20 protein-coding genes are annotated in these 17,013 nt (G+C 60.7%); 12 read left to right on the top strand and 8 right to left on the bottom strand.

Annotated elements, in window-relative coordinates:
* Positions 1-72: 72 nt before the first annotated feature.
* Positions 73-1,824, bottom strand: coding sequence for a nif-specific transcriptional activator NifA (gene nifA / locus ACR65W_RS00455; protein ID WP_434499231.1), 1,752 nt, complete (start codon positions 1,822-1,824; stop codon positions 73-75).
* A 712-nt stretch (positions 1,825-2,536) separates the two neighbouring features.
* Here nifA and ACR65W_RS00450 point away from each other — a divergent pair.
* On the top strand, positions 2,537-2,743 hold the full coding sequence (locus ACR65W_RS00450; protein ID WP_434499230.1) for a TOBE domain-containing protein: 207 nt from the start codon (positions 2,537-2,539) through the stop codon (positions 2,741-2,743).
* Positions 2,744-2,766: 23 nt separating this feature from the next.
* Here the strand turns inward: ACR65W_RS00450 and ACR65W_RS00445 are convergent, their stop codons facing one another.
* Both ACR65W_RS00445 and ACR65W_RS00440 read right to left on the bottom strand, forming a co-directional pair.
* Complete coding sequence (locus tag ACR65W_RS00445) at positions 2,767-3,192, bottom strand: group III truncated hemoglobin (RefSeq protein ID WP_434499229.1); 426 nt, start codon at positions 3,190-3,192, stop codon at positions 2,767-2,769.
* Between the two features lie 44 nt (positions 3,193-3,236).
* Positions 3,237-3,674, bottom strand: coding sequence for a response regulator (locus tag ACR65W_RS00440; RefSeq protein WP_434499228.1), 438 nt, complete (start codon positions 3,672-3,674; stop codon positions 3,237-3,239).
* Between the two features lie 483 nt (positions 3,675-4,157).
* Between ACR65W_RS00440 and ACR65W_RS00435 the strand changes: the two genes are divergently transcribed.
* The 7 genes from ACR65W_RS00435 to ACR65W_RS00405 all read left to right on the top strand — a co-directional run bounded on the left by ACR65W_RS00435 (position 4,158) and on the right by ACR65W_RS00405 (position 10,505).
* Positions 4,158-6,677 (top strand): TonB-dependent receptor domain-containing protein, encoded by a 2,520-nt coding sequence (locus ACR65W_RS00435; RefSeq protein ID WP_434499227.1) that lies wholly within the window; start codon positions 4,158-4,160, stop codon positions 6,675-6,677.
* Between the two features lie 11 nt (positions 6,678-6,688).
* A complete protein-coding gene (locus ACR65W_RS00430; protein ID WP_434499226.1) occupies positions 6,689-7,372 on the top strand; it encodes a Fe2+-dependent dioxygenase in 684 nt (227 codons plus the stop codon).
* Between the two features lie 5 nt (positions 7,373-7,377).
* Positions 7,378-8,061: a Fe2+-dependent dioxygenase gene (locus ACR65W_RS00425; protein WP_434499225.1), complete on the top strand. Its 684-nt coding sequence runs from the start codon at positions 7,378-7,380 to the stop codon at positions 8,059-8,061.
* Positions 8,058-8,870 carry a tonB-system energizer ExbB gene (exbB, locus tag ACR65W_RS00420; protein ID WP_434499224.1) on the top strand — a complete coding sequence of 271 codons (813 nt, stop codon included), beginning with the start codon at positions 8,058-8,060 and terminating at the stop codon, positions 8,868-8,870. The genes ACR65W_RS00425 and exbB overlap by 4 nt, the downstream gene beginning before the upstream one ends.
* Positions 8,871-8,873: 3 nt before the next feature.
* Positions 8,874-9,299: a TonB system transport protein ExbD gene (exbD, locus tag ACR65W_RS00415; RefSeq protein ID WP_434499223.1), complete on the top strand. Its 426-nt coding sequence runs from the start codon at positions 8,874-8,876 to the stop codon at positions 9,297-9,299.
* The gene (locus ACR65W_RS00410; protein WP_434499222.1) at positions 9,296-10,087 is read left to right on the top strand and encodes an energy transducer TonB; all 792 of its coding nucleotides are present in this window, start codon (positions 9,296-9,298) and stop codon (positions 10,085-10,087) included. The genes exbD and ACR65W_RS00410 overlap by 4 nt, the downstream gene beginning before the upstream one ends.
* 253 nt (positions 10,088-10,340) lie before the next feature.
* Entirely contained in the window at positions 10,341-10,505 is a 165-nt protein-coding gene (locus ACR65W_RS00405; RefSeq protein ID WP_434499221.1) for a NepR family anti-sigma factor, read from the top strand.
* A gap of 566 nt (positions 10,506-11,071) precedes the next feature.
* Here ACR65W_RS00405 and ACR65W_RS00400 read toward each other — a convergent pair.
* Positions 11,072-11,269: a CsbD family protein gene (locus ACR65W_RS00400; protein WP_434497270.1), complete on the bottom strand. Its 198-nt coding sequence runs from the start codon at positions 11,267-11,269 to the stop codon at positions 11,072-11,074.
* Positions 11,270-11,541: 272 nt separating this feature from the next.
* Positions 11,542-12,006 carry a J domain-containing protein gene (locus ACR65W_RS00395; protein ID WP_434499220.1) on the bottom strand — a complete coding sequence of 155 codons (465 nt, stop codon included), beginning with the start codon at positions 12,004-12,006 and terminating at the stop codon, positions 11,542-11,544.
* A gap of 227 nt (positions 12,007-12,233) precedes the next feature.
* Between ACR65W_RS00395 and ACR65W_RS00390 the strand changes: the two genes are divergently transcribed.
* The 3 genes from ACR65W_RS00390 (at position 12,234) to ACR65W_RS00380 (ending at position 14,660) form a co-directional block, all read left to right on the top strand.
* Positions 12,234-12,704: an SRPBCC family protein gene (locus ACR65W_RS00390; RefSeq protein ID WP_434499219.1), complete on the top strand. Its 471-nt coding sequence runs from the start codon at positions 12,234-12,236 to the stop codon at positions 12,702-12,704.
* Positions 12,705-12,760: 56 nt separating this feature from the next.
* Complete coding sequence (locus ACR65W_RS00385) at positions 12,761-13,861, top strand: aminotransferase class III-fold pyridoxal phosphate-dependent enzyme (protein ID WP_434499218.1); 1,101 nt, start codon at positions 12,761-12,763, stop codon at positions 13,859-13,861.
* A 148-nt stretch (positions 13,862-14,009) separates the two neighbouring features.
* Entirely contained in the window at positions 14,010-14,660 is a 651-nt protein-coding gene (locus ACR65W_RS00380; RefSeq protein ID WP_434499217.1) for a hypothetical protein, read from the top strand.
* Between the two features lie 31 nt (positions 14,661-14,691).
* Here the strand turns inward: ACR65W_RS00380 and ACR65W_RS00375 are convergent, their stop codons facing one another.
* The 3 genes from ACR65W_RS00375 to mtnC all read right to left on the bottom strand — a co-directional run bounded on the left by ACR65W_RS00375 (position 14,692) and on the right by mtnC (position 16,143).
* A complete protein-coding gene (locus ACR65W_RS00375; protein WP_434502163.1) occupies positions 14,692-14,940 on the bottom strand; it encodes a hypothetical protein in 249 nt (82 codons plus the stop codon).
* 124 nt (positions 14,941-15,064) lie between these two features.
* Positions 15,065-15,394, bottom strand: coding sequence for a 2Fe-2S iron-sulfur cluster-binding protein (locus ACR65W_RS00370; protein ID WP_434499215.1), 330 nt, complete (start codon positions 15,392-15,394; stop codon positions 15,065-15,067).
* Between the two features lie 62 nt (positions 15,395-15,456).
* On the bottom strand, positions 15,457-16,143 hold the full coding sequence (gene mtnC, locus ACR65W_RS00365) for an acireductone synthase (RefSeq protein WP_434499214.1): 687 nt from the start codon (positions 16,141-16,143) through the stop codon (positions 15,457-15,459).
* A gap of 231 nt (positions 16,144-16,374) precedes the next feature.
* On the opposite strand from mtnC, the gene ACR65W_RS00360 reads away from it, so the two are divergent.
* Positions 16,375-17,001, top strand: a complete 627-nt coding sequence (locus tag ACR65W_RS00360; RefSeq protein ID WP_434499213.1) for a class I SAM-dependent methyltransferase — start codon at positions 16,375-16,377, stop codon at positions 16,999-17,001.
* Positions 17,002-17,013: the final 12 nt, after the last annotated feature.

The raw sequence follows: 17,013 nt of genomic DNA, 5'->3' as shown, positions 1-17,013 counted from the left end.
CTGAGGACCGACGGCACGCCACGATTGTCGCCTTTCAGGCAAATTGCCGAGGTCCTGGCAGCGCCGAGGCGCTCAGAACTTCTTTACTTCGACGCCATGTTTTTGCAGCGCGTAGCCGATCTGACGAGGGGTGAGCCCAAGCAGCCGCGCCGCCTTCGCCTTGACCCAGCCCGCGCGCTCCATGGCGTCGACCAATCGTTCGCGATCGGAAGGTCCGTCACGCTCCACGGCGGTGCAATTTTCCGCGCCGGGACAGGTCTCGGGCGAAGAGTCGGCGTGGGCGCGCTCACTCGTGGTCATCGGCGGTGGCGGCGGCGGTGCAGGCTGACGGTCGCGCGGCGGCGCCAGGGTCGGCAAGATTGCGACGGGCGCATGAGGCGCTGAACGCTCCAGCGAGCCGCTCCAAAGCACCGAAGAGAGACAGCCGTCGTTGCGACAGGAGAAGTCCTTGTCGGTGATGACATTCCCTTGCGCCAAAGTCGCTGTCCGAAACACGCAGTTTTCCAGCTCTCGGATGTTGCCCGGAAAGGCGCAGGCGGTGAGCACGTGAAGGGCCGATTCCGAAAAGCTCAGCCGTCCGCCTTGCTCCGCATTGAAGCGACGCAGAAATTCATTGGCGAGAGGTTCGAGATCGCCCTTGCGGTCGCGCAGCGGCGGCACGAAAATGGGCACGACGCTGATGCGATAGTACAAATCGGCGCGAAATTCGTTGCGTTTGACCGCCTCTTCGAGATTTTTGTTCGTCGCGCACACGAGTCGAACGTCGACCTTCTGCGTGCGCGTGCCGCCCACCCGTTCGAATTCGCCTTCCTGTAAAACGCGCAGCAGCTTAGCCTGAAACGCCGGCGTGATTTCGCCGATCTCGTCCAGAAACAATGTGCCGCCGTCGGCCAGTTCGAAACGGCCCTTGCGCATGTTCACTGCGCCGGTGAAAGCGCCGCGCTCATGGCCGAAGAGCTCCGACTCCAGCACGCTCTCGGGGAGAGCCGCGCAATTCAGCTTGATGAAGGGTTTTGAGCGGCGCGGCGAGAGATTGTGTATCGCCGCGGCAAACAGCTCCTTGCCGGTGCCCGATTCGCCGCGCAGAAGGACGGTGGACTTGGCCTTGGCGACGACGCGAATCTTATCGATCACCGCGCGCAGCGCCGGGCTGTTGCCGACAACGCCGTTGATGCCGCTGATCTTGGCTTCAATCTGCGGAAGGCGGTCGCCTTTTTCGAGCCAGGCTTTTTCCTGCATCAAACGTTCACGGTCGCGTGCGATGAGCTTGTGCAGTCGAAGGGTCTGGCCGACGAGATTGGCGATCATCGTCAGGAAGCGCACGTCATGGTCGAATAGCGTCACTGAACGTTCGTCGTAGACGCGATCCACCGTCAGCGTGCCGACAACGGCGTCGCCCTCCTTGATAGGGACGCCGATCAGTGAGAAAGGCCGGCCGTCGGTCGGTCCCCATTCGGAAAAGTCGGAGCCTTGGAAGAGCGGTGAGGCTGCGACGTTCTCGACGACGAGCGGCATTTTCGTCGCAACGATCTGTCCCACGGCGCGTTCGGGCAGCCGGTCGAAGAAACGCTTGGCGGAATCTTCGCTCCAGCCCGACCCGACCACAACCTCGGGCCCGCCCGCCGCGTCGAGCAGCGCGACCAAGCCATGGCGCATATCAAGAAAGCTCGAAAGCAGCGCCAGCACGCCCGCAAGCGTGGTTTCCAGACGGTTTGGCGACGCCAGGAGCTTCGATATTTCGTAGATGCCGACGAGAGCGGTGTCTCTCACATCGAATTCGCGCGCCTTCGGCGCGCACGCGCCGCCTGCCAGCTGCAAACCCATACGTTTTAGCCTCACGACATGCGTGGGTGTTTTCGACAGTTTCGACGCAAACATCGTGCCATGCTGCCCTTGAGTCCTTAGTGTCACGAAAACAATGGCCTGCACTCGCGTCGAGATTGGCGTTGGCGCGGGCTTGATGAACTCTTGCGCCTTCTGCCGTCTCCTCCGGCGCCGCCGCCCGATTGATCGGCGACCGGCTCCATCCAAACCGCGCTCTCGCCGCTACCGACATTGATGTCGCCTTGCCGACGCCGGCGCGAAGATTTCCGATGCGCTAAGCGCCGCGCGCATCGTAACAAACCGGTAGCGGAATTGCAGGGCTTCCGCGCGTTATGCGGCATTTCGCCGCCGTGGCGCGGTTCTGTCGCGCTCAGTGCATTATTAGCGCATTCCCGCCGCTACGCAGCGGCGCGACGTGTTGAGCGCAATCTTTGATGAATTGGGGGCGGACACGCGACCGATATCTACGAGGACTGTTCCTTGAGAGCGCTGCTGCCTAGATGTGCAACAGACTGGATAGTTATTGGTCGTTTATGCAGCAGGCGTTTGGTATGCGCCGCGCCTTGCCGATGATATAGACGCGATCGTGCAGTCCCATTTCATCGAAGGAAACCCGGCGAGAGCGGCTGATTATTATGCCGCAGCCGTAAGGACGTCGGGCGCCGTCGAGGGGAGGCCATAGCGATAACCACTTTTCTTAGGAGCCGACGGCATGAAGATTTCCGCGCGTAACTGCCTTCCCGGGACGATCAAGCACATCCAGAAGGGCGCAACCACGGCGCATGTGACGATTGACGTCAACGGATTGACGGTCACAGCTTCAATCACCAACGAATCCGTCGAGGAACTTGGACTCCGCGAAGGGTCCAAGGTCAAAGCGGTCATCAAGTCGTCGGATGTGATGATCGCGGTCGACTAACGCTCGTGGGCGGCTGATGGACGCTATTGCGCCGGAACGCGCGACGGCTTTCCATCGGCGTCGACGAAGGGAAACAGCCCCGACTGGAAACATTGCGTCATGTGGGCGGCTTTGGCGATCGCCTGCTCGGCCTGCGTCTTCGGCAGCGCTTCATTGGCGCTTTCACTAAAGATTTCGAGCCAGCGCGTAAAATGCTGAGGCTCGATCGGCAAATTGATATGCGCGGCGAAAGGCTGGCCCTGATAGCGCTCCGTGCCGAGCAAGGTCCTGGACCAGAAATTCGCGACGATCTCCATATGCTGGTCGAGACCGTCGATCGTCGCAAAGATTGGAGCCAACAGCGGATCTTCGGCGCCCTTCGCGTAGAAACGACGCACGCAATCGTCGATCGCGATCTCTAACTTGTCACGTTCGGCGCCGTCCTCTATCGGCGGAATGGCGGGCTCCATGGCGACCTCCCTGCAATAAACCTCGAATGCGGGCTGTTTCGGCGCTAACGCATGTTCAGAACGGCCCGCGGCATTGTGACGGCCTTTTTCCTGGCGCTCAGCAGCGCGTCGACCTTATCGCGCAGCAGCTCAACCCGCAGCGGCTTCGCCAGAAAGCCGTGCGCGCCCTCAGCGACGCACTCCTGGCCGAATCCGCTGGAAATCTGATCGACGATGACGATGATTTTGGTTTCGGGAACGCGCGCCAGAAACTCCTGAATGAGATCCAAGCCGTTGACGCGGATGACGCCCTCGGCAAGCACCAGTACGTCCGGCCTTATTTGCTCCGCTTTTGCGAGCGTTTCGGACGCGCTCGCGAGTTCATGCGCCTCATATTCGTCGTGGAGCATGAACTCGATCGCCGCGCGAAAGGTTTCATTGTCGTCCACGACAAAAACGCGCCTGCGTTCGATGACTTTCGCCACCTTTACGCCGATCTGCATGGCAGCCTCGCGCGGTGATTGACTCACGATGCTGAAAGCAAGTTGCGTGCCGCATGCGGAGCGCTGCGAAGCGGCGCGATCGCCATGGCTTCCCAACGGGATGGCGGCCGTCGCACAGCTGTCTGCGGCATGGGCCGCTTAAATTTGGCGGGCTCACGCCAACGGCCAGATCAGCCAAACCGACGAACCCTACCGCCGCACTTCACAGCGCGACCCTCTGCGCCTTTCGGCGCAACGAACATAATATTCTCCGTCAAAGTAGCGCCACCTAGTTTGGAATTAAAGCGGTTCCAAACTAGACGTGTGGCGGAAAGACAACAATCGCCAAAAAAATTATTGTATGTGTCTGAAACTATACAGATTACAATACTTCCATACAAACGTTTCGACTGTTGACCGCGATCACCGCCAAATTTAGCTTCGATCAACTTCTTCGCGCCACGCGAAAGTAGACAACGCATAACCCCCCTTGGCGGTTCCCCGATGAGCGACGTGAAATCTCCACTTTCTCTACGAATGCTGACTCAGTCGCTTCCGCGGACTCGTGCTGGAGATCTGACGTCGGTGAAGGCGCTGAGCGTTGCAGCGGCGCTTGCGTCGAGCGTCAGCGCATCGGCTTTAGCGCAGTCCGCTTCGACGACGCTGCCGCCCGTTAAAGTCGATGCGCCGCAGGAGAAGCCGCGCGCGGCGGCGCCGGCGAAACCCAAGCCCATCGCCGCCGCTCAGCCGCAACCGGCGCGTCATGCGGCCGCCAATCAGGCCTCGGGGCAGCGGCGCGGCGCGCCGGGCGCTTCAAGCGCCGGCGGCCAAGGCGCGGGGGGCGGAGGCCTTCCGGTCTTCGCTACGGCGCCCAACGCCAATCCTTACGCCGATCCCGTCGCGCCCTATAAGGTCGATCGCCTGTCTTCGCCGAAATTCACCGAGCCGGTGCTCAACACGCCGCGCACGATCACGGTGCTCACCAAGGAAGTGCTCGACGACAAGAACGCCTTCACGCTGCGTGAAATCGGTCGCAGCACGGCGGGCGTGACGCTGGGGACGGGCGAAGGCGGCAACGCCTTCGGCGATCGCTTCTTCATTCGCGGCTTCGACGTTCGCAACGACATCTTCGTCGACGGCGTGCGCGATCCTGGCGTCAGCATTCGCGAGAACTTCTATACCGAGCAGGTCGAAATTCTGCGCGGGCCGGGATCGACATTCGCCGGTCGTGGCACTGCAGGCGGCGCGATCAACATCGTAACGAAACAAGCGACCGATCGCGATTTCGTCGAACTCAAAGCGATTGGCGGCTTTTCCGACCACATGAAGCGGGTGACAGCTGACGTCAACAAAGTGATCAGCCCGATCCTCGCGGTGCGCGTCAACGCGCTTTATCACGACTCGAATGTCGCCGGCCGCAGCTTTGTCACCGACTATCGCGACGGCGTCGCCGGCTCAGTGGTGTTCAAGCCGCTCGAGGACCTGACGCTGACCGCTCAATACACGCATGTCTATCAGAATGGCCTGCCGGACTTCGGCGTGCCGTATAACCGGATCTGGAATAGGCCGTTCCCCGAAGGCGTTACGCCGCGCTCCAACTGGTATGGCTTCCTCGATCGCGATTTCCAAGTTGCGATGCAGAATTTCGGCACCTTCACCGCGCATTATCGCTACAACGACAATCTCGTATTCGACAATCGGTTCCGGCAGAGCCGCTCCGTTCTGGACTATATCGGATCGCTGACGGGGAGCGCGGATCTTTTCGCCTCGACGGTAAGAATCGGCGCGCAAAGCCGCTACCAGGTGGTGAACACGCTCGACAACCAGACAGAGGCGACGCTTAAAGTCGAAACCGGCCCCGTCAAGCATGCGCTCGTCGCTGGCGTGGAATTCGCCCGCGAAGGCGTAACGCGCGCCAATTATCAGGGCCTCGCTTCCGAGTTGAATGGGATACCCACCGGCAATGCGGTGACCTGTAACCTCTATCTTCCGTGCACCTATTTGCCGTTCCTCAACACGCCCTACCGCAATACCAATCCCACGCGGATCGCTGTCGACACGAAATCGGGCTATCTGATCGAAACCGCGAACTATCAGGACGTCGTGATCGTGAACGGCGGCGCGCGATTTGACGATTACAACATCACGAGCCGCACTGAGACCCTTTCGACATTTGCCCAGAACCATTCAGGTCTGTTCAATTGGAACGCCGGCGTCGTCTTCAAGCCGCTGCCGAACGTCAGCGCCTACGCCGCCTACGCCACCTCGGCGACGCCCGTCGGAGCAGAGCTTGACGGCGGCGCGGCGAATTACGGCGGCTTGAACACGGCGTCGCAAATCTTTGCTCCGCAACTCAACAAGGCGGCGGAGGTCGGTCTGAAATGGGAGCTGTTCGACAGGCATCTGCTCGCGACAGCCGCCTTCTTCAAGACGGATGTGAGCGGCGCTAGAGAGGTGAACTCCGGCGTCACCACCGGCGACGCGTCCTATTACGTCCAGGGCGTCGATCTTGAGGTTGCGGGCAATATCACCGACAAGTGGATGGTGCTTGGCGGCATCGTGCTGATGGACTCGCGGGTGACCAGCTCCTACGCGCGAACGAATATCGGTCTTCAACTCGCCAATATCGCGCATGAGTCCTTCAGCCTGCTGTCGAAGTACAAATTCGGCGACCTAATCGGCCTCGCTCCGAACGCGCTCGAATTCGGCGGCCAGGCCATCTATCGTTCCAGGATCTATGGCGGCAACAATATTGTCGCCAATGGCGGCACAGCGTTCAACAGATATGGACTGCCGGCGCCGACCGCCACCAATCCTTTTTTGAACGTTCCGACGATCCTGCCGTCATACTGGCGCTTCGATATTTTTGCGGAGGCCAAGATCGGCCAAAACATCACGATGAAGTTCTCGGTCAACAATCTCTTCGACCGCACGATCTATGACGCCTTCTATCAGACGGCGACGCCCTTCGCGCAGATGTCGCCCGGCCGCTCCGTCTATCTCGAAACGCGCGTCTTGTTCTAGGAGCCGTATCGATGCTTGCTCAGATACCAGGTGCGCTCGACAGACAGGAGGTCGACGTCCTTCGCGAGGCGATGGCGCAGGCGACGTGGGAGGACGGCGCCTCCACCGCCGGGGCGAACGCCGGCGAGGCGAAGCGCAATGAGCAACTCCCGCCTGACTCTGAAATCTCGCGCGCGCTCGGCGGGCGGCTGCTCTCGTCGCTCCTCGCCAATCCCGCTTTTGTATCAACGGCTGTCCCGCTGCGCATCTATCCGCCGTTGTTCAACCGCTACGGCGTCGGCGACCACTTCGATCCGCATGTCGACAATGCGATACGTGGCGACGCAATGACCGGCGCGCGTATCCGCGTTGACCTCGCCGCGACTGTGCTTCTTTCTGATCCCGACGAATATGAGGGCGGCGAACTGATCGTTGAAGACATCTACGGATCAAGGCGCTTCAAGCCGCCGGCGGGCGACCTCATTCTATATTCGGCCGGCAGCCTGCATATGGTGACCCCTGTCACCAGCGGCCTACGTCTCGCCTCATTTATGTGGCTGCAAAGCATGATCCGCGCCGACGAGGCGCGCAGCCTCGTTTGCGATCTCGACGAATCGATACAGGAGCTCGCGCCGCGCGTGGGCGCAGACGATGCGGATCTGCGCAAGCTGGCGACCGTCTACCACAATCTCATCCGCTACTGGGGAGAAGCATAGCGCTGATGCTTATTTGCATATCCGAAGTTCTTTCCAAGCAGCAGGTGGCCTTTTTCCGCGCGGCGATGGACCGGGCGGCGTGGGAGGATGGCCGCGCGACCGCTGGTTCGCAGTCCTCTCTGGTGAAGAACAATCTTCAACTGCCGCAAGCCGGCGACGTCGCGCGCGAACTTGGCGAACATGTGCTCGAGGCGCTTGCACAGTCGTCGATGTTCGTCTCCGCGGCGCTGCCGCACAAGATTTTTCCGCCGCTCTTCAATCGCTATGGCGTTGGGCACGATTTCGGATTGCACGTCGACAATGCGATCCGCGGCATTCCCGGAACGCCAATTCGCATTCGCACGGATCTTTCTTGCACGCTGTTCCTCTCGGAGGCCGACGAGTATGACGGCGGCGAGCTTGTGATCGAGGATCGGGTCGGGCAGCAGGAAGTGAAACTTCCCGCAGGCGATCTCGTGCTTTATCCTTCGACGAGCCTGCATCTTGTCAAAGGCGTCACGCGTGGTGAGCGCATCGCCTCGTTTTTTTGGATGCAGAGCATGATTCGTGACAACGTGGCGCGCGCTTTGCTTTTCGATCTCGACCAGGCCATCCAATCCCTGACGACTCGGCTCGGCGCCGGCGATCCTGCCTGCGTCAAATTGTCGGGCGTTTATCACAATCTGATCCGAACATGGGCTGAAGCATGAAACGTTCTTTGCAGTTTCTCGTGATCTCAATCATTGCGCTTCTCGCTGCGCAGATCGTTGCAGCCGCACCAGGATCGCCAGCGCTCGATGCAGCGATTGCGGCCACCAAGCCTCATGATCTTTCGGTGTGGACGATGTTCGTCAACGCCGACATCGTCGTGAAGTTCGTAATGGTCGGCTTGTTGCTGGCGTCCGTCGCGACATGGACGATCCTCATCGCCAAAACGATCGAACTGAAGCGGTCGCGCGAGCGCGTGATGACGGCGATACGCCGGCTCTCCGAAGCGCGCGGCCTCTCCGAAGCGCGGCTGGCGCTTGGCGGCGGCGACCGTTTGACGCAGGCGCTGCTTGGCGAGGCGACGCGGGAAATGAAGCTTTCGTCCGATATTCTTGCCGCGCCGGGCGTGAAGGAGCGCATTGCAGCGTCCTTCGCGGAAATCGAACGCGCCGAAGCGCTTTCGATCAAGCGGGGCACCGGACTGCTTGCCTCCGTCGGATCGACGGGCCCCTTCATCGGACTGTTCGGCACCGTCTGGGGCATCATGAACAGCTTCATCGGCATTTCCAAAGCGCAGACGACCAATCTGGCCGTCGTCGCGCCCGGCATCGCCGAAGCGCTGCTGGCGACGGCGATCGGGCTCTTCGCCGCCATTCCGGCGGTGCTCATCTACAATCATCTTGCGCGCCAGGCGTCGGCTTATCTCGAGCTCGTTTCTAATCTCTCCGGCGAATTGCTTCGCATCGTCTCGCGCGATCTCGACCGCGCCGGACATGCCGCCGCCACAAACAAGATTCACGCGGCGGAGTAGATCATGGCCGTCCATCTCAAAAGCGATCTTCAGGAAACGCACGAAATCAACGTCACGCCGTTTATCGACGTAATGCTCGTGCTGCTCATCATCTTCATGGTGGCGGCTCCCCTCGCCACCGTCGATCTTCCGGTCGATCTCCCGGCTTCCAACGCCGCGCCGCATGAAAAACCCGACAAGCCGATTTACGTGACGATCCAGGGCGACCTCGCGCTCGCCCTGGGCGAGACGCCCGTCAAACGCAACGATCTTGTTTCCGCCCTCGACACGCTCCTCGGCGACAAGTCGAAACGCATCTATTTGCGGGCCGACTCCAGCGTGCCCTATGGCGAGATGATGGCGATCTTGGAGCGTCTGCGCGCCGGCGGCTATCTGCGCGTGGCGCTCGTCGCGCTCGACGCCGGCGGCAAGGAGCAGGCAACGCAATGAGCGCCGCCGCCGCTCTCCAGAAGCCGCAGTCGAACGGCAAGCTTTGGGGCGCCGCAGTCGCCCTGGCGCTGTTTCTGCACGTCGGCGGCGCCGTCGCCGCGCTGGTGACCTTGCGGGGCGACCTCGACGAGAGCGCGTCCGGCGCGCCGGCGATCGAATTGTCGCTCGAGCCCGCCGCGCCGCGCGACGCCGAGGCCGCGGATCTGCCGCCTGGACCACTCTCCGACGAAGCGGCCGCCGCTGCGCCTTCCGTCGCCGCATCAGAAGCGAAGGAGGCGAACGAAGAGCGGATCACCCACGCCGAATCCGAAGACGCCGAGCTCACGCACAACGTTCAGCCTGAGAAGCCGATCGAGGAGGAGAAGACACATCAGGCGCAGCCGGTCGTCTCGGCTGAATCTGCCGCCTCGGAGGCGACTGCGCCGCCCAAGTCTGACGCCGAGCGACAATCCGACAGGCCCGTAGCGCCTGTTCAGGGGGCCGACGCCGTCGCCAACGCCGTGAAGCTCACGTGGCAGAAGGCTTTGCTCTCGCACCTCAACCGACACAAGCGCTATCCGGGCGCCGCCGGTCGTCGATCCGCCGAAGCGAGCGTTTCCTTCACGCTCGACAGGCGCGGCCATGTCGTTAGCTACAGCATCAAACGTTCCGCGGGACATCCACTCTTCGACGACGCTGCGCTGGCGATGATGAAGCGGGCAGACCCCGTTCCGCCGCCGCCGCCGGTGATCGCGGACGAGGGATTGACCTTCGAAGTGCCCGTGCAATTTCGTGTCGGCAAAAAATAGTGCTGCTTGATCGAACGGAGGCGGTTCAAGAGCCGGAGGCTTCCGATCCTCCGCTATGGAAATCCAGCTGCGACTGAAGCTTGTGAAGGTTAGTTTGGGGTTCTCCACAGCGCTTATTTGCGGCTAAGCTTTTCTATTCCTTAAAAAATTTGGAGCATTATCGGAACAGATTTTCGAATCGGGGCTTCATTCCCCGTGCGGAGAGCTGCTCATGCCGCCACATGAAAACCGAGCGAGACTGACAGAGACGACAATGAGACGAAATCGATACACACGCGATGCGGTTGATGTGGGGCCGAGCGTGAGCCGGCTCGGTGAGCAGCTCAGGCGCCAATTTTCCGATATTGCTTCGGAGCCGCTGCCTGACGACATGCTGGCCCTTCTGGAAGAGCTTAGCCAGATAAGCGCGGTCGAGTGACGCGCAGAGAGATTTCTCGAATCTCAGCGCATCTTGTTCGGACGATCCGCGAAGTCCAATTTGATCAGGAGACCTTTGAGGTCCTCGGGTACCGGCCTCATGATCAAGTCCAGATACAAAAGCGAGAAGCGCTTTCCGAGCGCCTCGCTCATCGAGCGCCGAAGCAGCGCTCTCTTGCCTTGTCTACGGTCGAGTTTCGGAGAAGCGGCAGTCATAGTGATCGCGCCTCCTGCTTGAACAGCGACCGCCACGCGGAGAGTTCATCGCGCATGTCTTTGCCCGCGGACGTCCGTTCCGCTTCTCGAACCGTAAAGCGGAATGCGACGCCGCCTCGCACCGCGCGCGACCTGCCGCGTTTCGATCGGTATTCGACGGTGAACGGGCGAACGGTTTTCTTCATAGATAGACCTTCGTCTTGCGGACGCGTCTATAAAACCTCGGCGCCAAGCCAGATGTTCCGCCCTCCGAACGCGGACGCGAATTGCCGAACACATTGCTCGCGTCGCATTTGAAAATGAAAACGCCGGCGAGGGCATTCGCCGGCGTCTTGCATTGATGGGCTGGAGTTAGTGGCGCGACATCCAGCTGTCGACCTGCTCCTTCGCCTTGTCCTTGGCGACGCCGTAGCGCTCCTGGATCATGCCTTCGAGCTGCTCGCGGTTCCCGTTGATGCGCGCAATGTCATCATCGGTGAGCTTGCCCCATTGCTCCTTCACGTTTCCGGTGAACTTCTTCCAGTTGCCTTCGACAGTGTCCCAGTTCATGAATTCCTCCTAGTCAGGAGGCGGCCGCAATCGCGGCGGACGCCTTGGAAAGCCGAGCCCGGGCCTGGCTCTCACGAGCATTAAAACCTTTCACCGGCTCGGATGTTCCTTGTGGACTGTGCTCTGGCTAAAAATTAGCAGTCCAGTTCATGTCTGGAGTGATCATTCTTTGCGCGCCAAGCTTAAGAATCCTTGCCTGTGCCCACGCGCGTCTCGATCTCAGATTGGCGGCCGGGTCCTCGCCAAAGTCGGTCATCAATGACGTCAAACCGTTACGTGAGGTTCTTGAGCAGCGTGTCGCGCGCCTCGACGATACGACGGTATTGTTCGTCGCTGCCGCCTGCGTCTGGATGCGCGGTCTTGGCCAACTGCCGGAAGGCGGCGTTGATCTCCGACAGACTGAGCAGGCCTTCGAACGCCAGCCCTAAAATTTCGCGATGTTCATGGTCATCGTCGATATCCGCCCGAAACAATAGCGTGCGGCGCTTTTCTCGCGCCTCGAGACGCAGATTGAGTTGATCTTCCCGCCATCGCTGGCGCGACATAACCAGACATTCGCCAAAAGCGATCCGTCCCACCGTTTCGAGTTCGTCGAGACTGAACGGCCCCACGACGCCATAGGGCGGCGCAAGAGACGCCTTCCTGCCGGTCTCATCATGTTGGATATCGCCGATCGTCGCCATATCCAATATTCCCATCGAGCCGTTCCAGACGACCCATTCCTCTTTGTCCGTCATACGCAGCGCTCATGGATAGACTGACCCCGCGCTTCGCCTTTTTTGTACAAAAGCGTTCACAAGAGCTGGACCATGAGCCATGCATGTTCGAAGCCAAAGGCGCACGCTGCGAGTGAACCCGAGCCGCGTGCCCGCGCCTAGAAAGAGACAATCGCTTGATGTCGAATTCCGCGCGCGGCGTCTTGGCTTGAGCCTTGCTTGTTAGGCGGTAACGGGAGCGGGATTCGGTGCTTGACGCTACACAGACACGCAGCCTCACGACGGAGAAGGTCCTCGAACATCCGATCGAGGCCGTTTGGCGCGCGATGACAGATTCCGAATGGCTCGCCGTTTGGTTCTTTCCAAATGACGTTGAGCCGGTGGTCGGCCACAAGTTCACGATCTGGAGCCGCCCGATCGAGCGTTGGGACGGCGAGTTCAAATGCCAGGTTCTCGCTGTGGAGCCCGGCTCCATGTTGCGTTTCAGCTGGTCGGGCGGCGACGACGAGCTCAAGGGTTTTGGCCGATACATCGACACGACAGTTACATGGACGATCTCGCAGCTGCCGAATGGCGGCACGCGTTTTGTCTTTTCCCAGGATGGAATCGACGCTGCCCCCACGGCGGATGCGGTCTACGACGTCATGCTCAAAGGTTCGCAGAGCGTGTTGAACTCTCTTGCCAAAAGACTCCCTGACCTCATCGAACACGGCGCCTGAAACGCCACGCTTGCCCGAGCTCATCGGAGCAGCGACCATGGCGAGCTCAGAGCAACATGTCAGCCACATTCTCAGATTCGACGAGCGAGCCTGACGAGCCCATCAAACCCGTTGTCGTCGGCGACACATGCGTCGCGGCCGCGCCACTCGACTTTTCCGGCTCATCGCTCTTCTTTCCGGAGAATTCTTCAGCACCCTGCACGAACGCGCCAACAGGCTCGTCGCAATCGGCGCCGGAAGCAGCGGCGCTTTCCGATGCTTTATGCGCGAAGATTTCGCCCGTTTCTTTTGGCGACTGCGTGTTTTTGCTTCCCTCCGAGGCGGATGCCTGGCGTTCCGCCGTCGAAATGGTTCGGCGTTACCATGGCGTCGTCGGTCGCCCCAAGCGGCGCCGGTTCATTGTCTGCGTCGGGCCTTCTGATGCAACGGCGAGCCTTCCGCCTTGCCTGGAGGGCGATGATGAGATCGTCATTCTCCGAACCGACGATCACGCCGCATTGCAGGCGGAAGTCGATGTGAGGACCGCGGGCATTCTGATCGCTCCGGTTAGGACGCAAGCCGGTTTTGAGGTCGTCTCAGGGAGCGTCCTCGCCAGACTGCGCGAGACCGCGGATGAATATGGGCTCATGCTCGGTTTTGACGAAACCTTTTGCGGCCTCGGCCGCTCAGGCATGCTTTGGGCGCACGAATGGACAGGCGTCACTCCGGACCTGATGATCGTCAGTCATGCGTCTGCAGACGCCCCGCCGCTGGCGGCGCTCGTCGTCACGCAACGACTGGCGCGAGGGGCGCTCGGCGGGTCGCCGCTGGTTAACGGGGCCGCGCTTCTGGCCGGGCACGCGCTTGTCGACGCTCTGTCGACGCCTGGCTTTCAGGAACGCGTGCAGAGCCGAAGCTGGTATCTCGAAGACCAGCTGTCCGCGTTGTTTTATCGGCGTCGTGCAGCCTTTACGGCGCTGGATGGCCTTGGCCTGATGCAGGCGCTAAGGCTCGCGGGAGACGCGGAGCCCATGCGCGCGATGCTGGCCGAGCATGGGATCCTCACCCGCGCCATGGGATCGGTCCTTGGTTTATTTCCTCCGCTCACAGTTGAGGAAAGTGACATCGATGCGGCGGTATTCTGCATCGATATGGTTTGCGCGCAGGAGGAACGATGAGCGCGCGAGTCATTTGCCTCCGCCTCACTGAGGCGCACGCCCCGCCAAATCCGGCGCGAACACAGTCGTCGCGTCTCGGCGCGGCCTCAGCGAAGCGCTTTGCTCGAGCGCGCGCATTCCCTCAAATCCTGGCGGACCGTTCAACATCATGATCGAGATAAATGCGACTGATCCAAATTTGCGAGTCATCGGGCGAGACCCTGTTCCCCCCGCGCTGCGGCGATTCATCTGGGACATTCAGTCCATGGTCGAACTCGCCGAAAGCGAGCGGGAGATTTTGCTGATCGGCCGCGATCTCATGGCTCGGCTCTTTGCGACGGACGATTGGCTGCCAACGGTCTTCGCCGTCCCAAATTCCGCCGGAGCCCAGCAATTCCAGATTTATCGCGACGGGCTCGATCGCTTTTCCGTCGTGAGCACAATTTTGTCAGGCGGCGCCTGCGTGACAATCTCTCAGCCTTCCGTTTGGGAGATTGCGGGCGTATTGCGCGGCGCCGTCAATCGCCGTCAACTCGATGCTTCTTCGACGAATAGCGCGCGGGCCGGCGTGTCCCGTCTATTGCAAGCGCGCGCCGTGGAAGCCCGCTCGTCCGGGAGCGGGGAGGTCTTCGAGCTTCGCAACGCGCTGGATGATCGGACATCCATCGCCATCCATGTTTATGGCGGCGACATCGGAGCGATCAGTCGCCGAACCGGAGCGTCACACGGAAGTATGGACGCGCAGCCATTGGGCTACGCCAATGCGGACAACGCTCCTCCCTACGATATCTTTTCAATTCAGAACGAGATCCGGGATTGAGGAGACTGACCCCATCAGAGAGAATGTCTTTCTATGAGGGATCGAAATATTCGATCTTTTGGCTTGGATCTCTGTTCGGGCAGGGGATTTCTTTGAACAGAACTTCGGCGAAGGCCTTCAGGCCCGTGTTCGTGCGCAGAGACAGGCGATTGGGGTCGGACGTCCAGCTTTGATAAGTGACGATCCCACGGGTGATGCTGATCACCGTATATTTTTCCGAGTTGGTTTCGCCGCCCTTCGTCCGATAGCACTTCCCGGGCAGAACGCTTTCTTCCTTCATTGGCATGGATGCTCACCTTGCATCTTGGCGCTGCGTGCATGGCCAGTGAGCAAGTTCCAGACCATATAGAAATTTCCCGGGACGTTCGCTGCAACGCCATCGACGTTCGAAACCATGCGGCGAATTAAAAGCCGGTCGCATCCTCCGGGGCGATGCGGATTTCCATTCCGTCAAACGTGTCATCGAACCTGATTTGACAGGCCAGACGCGAGTTGAGTTTGCGATGGCTGGCTGTCGCAAGCATCCGGTTTTCTCCCGGTCCGGAGTCGGGCATTTCAATCCCCTGAGGCAAGGTGAGATAGACATGGCACGTCGCGCAGGCGCAACTGCCGCCGCATTGCGCGACCAGCTCTTCGACGCCGGCGCGGCGGATCAATTTCATCAGCGAGACGCCATTCTTGCCGGTGATTTCCTGTCTGGCGCCGTCTCTGGTTTCAAGAGTGAACTTGGCCATCCTTCTCCATCTGCCCGAGGTCGTCGTCAATGTTTTCCTTGGCGAAGGCAACGCGGAGCGCGTCACGACCCCAAATTCAGTGACGCGAAATCAGGACAAACCGCATGGCGACTGTCCGCGGGACCTTGTCGCGCGATGAGCGTCGTCGCAAGGCCCGCCGATTGGGCGGCGTCCAATTCCTCCCCATCGCCCGACAGCGCCAGCACCGATCCGGAAGGCAAATCGAGACGCTCACAGATCGCACGGTAGGAGGCGGGTTCGATTTTCTGACCGATGGACGTGTCGAAGAATTCCTCGAACAGGCTTGTGAGGTCGCCCGACGCGCTGTGGCTCAGCAAGAGTTGCTGCGCCAATCTCGAATTGGATGAGTAAACAAACAGGCGACGGCCCGATGCCGCCCATGATTTCAGCGATTCCGCAACGTCTGGATAAAGCTCAGATGTGATCGAACCTGCCTCATAGCTCTCGCGCCAGATCAGGCCCTGTATCGTCTTCAGCGGGGTCGCCTTGCGATTCTGCTTCATCCAGCGCAGCAACAGCGCTTCGGCTTCCTCGAGCTTCAAGTCGAATCCGCCGAGGAGACGCCCCGTTTCCTCCAAGGCGTCTTCCACGTCCGGGTCCGAAGCATGTTCCGCGATGAAGGCGCCAAGCCGGGCCTGCGCGAGCGGCGTGAGGGTCCCGGTGACGAAAGCCATCGGAACGGCGGCGCCTTCGAGCTCGATCAGGACGGCGCGCACCTGTTCATTCATCGCGGATCCGTATGGTGTAGAATTGTCTCAATCGCGCCACGGACCGCCGATGCTTCAGCTGTTCCCAAAGTTGCGCTCTGGCAAGCATCATATGTGCCGTGTCCTCCCGCGCGAGGCTCCAAGCCGATAGTGTCGCTCCCTGCGCCACATCGGCGAGGTGCGAACCCAGCGGGGCAGCGCGACGTGTTCGCGGGGTCGGCGATGGCGAGACGATTGTTCGGAGGCCCCACAATGGCTCCAAGCTCGGAAGATTTGAAAGCGGTCACGGGCGGCACGCTGCGACATTACAATCAGCGCGCCGAGGCGTTCTGGGAGGGAACGCGCAGCCACGACGTCACACAAAATATCGCGGCGATGCTCAGCCATATTCGCGGTGAGCCTCCTTTCACCTTGCTGGATTTCGGTTGCGGACCCGGACGCGATTTGAAGACGCTCGCCGAGCTTGGCCATGTCGCGATCGGGCTTGATGGAGCGCTGCGCTTCGTCGAAATGGCGCGCATCCACAGCCGTTGCGAGGTGTGGCTGCAGGATTTTCTCGCGCTCGATCTTCCTGAAGGCCACTTTGACGGAGTCTTCGCCAATGCGTCGCTGTTTCACGTGCCCCGCAGCGAATTGCCGCGCGTCCTGCGCGCGCTCCACGCCGCTTTAAAGCCGGGGGGCGTCCTGTTCAGCTCCATTCCGCATGGCGCGGATCAGGAAGGATGGAGCAATGAACGCTATGGCGTGTTTCACGCTCCCGAAAGCTGGCGAGCGTTCGGGTCGGCGGCGGGCTTCGTCGAGGTCGAACACTATTACAGGCCCAGCGGCGCGCCGCCGGGCGAACGGCCATGGCTGGCGAGCGTATGGCGGCGCGAATAGGCGGCGCCGCGA

Source organism: Methylocystis sp., from assembly GCF_051062815.1.
In the GTDB taxonomy this organism is placed as follows: domain Bacteria; phylum Pseudomonadota; class Alphaproteobacteria; order Rhizobiales; family Beijerinckiaceae; genus Methylocystis.
This window is presented reverse-complemented; position numbering and strand designations above follow the sequence as displayed.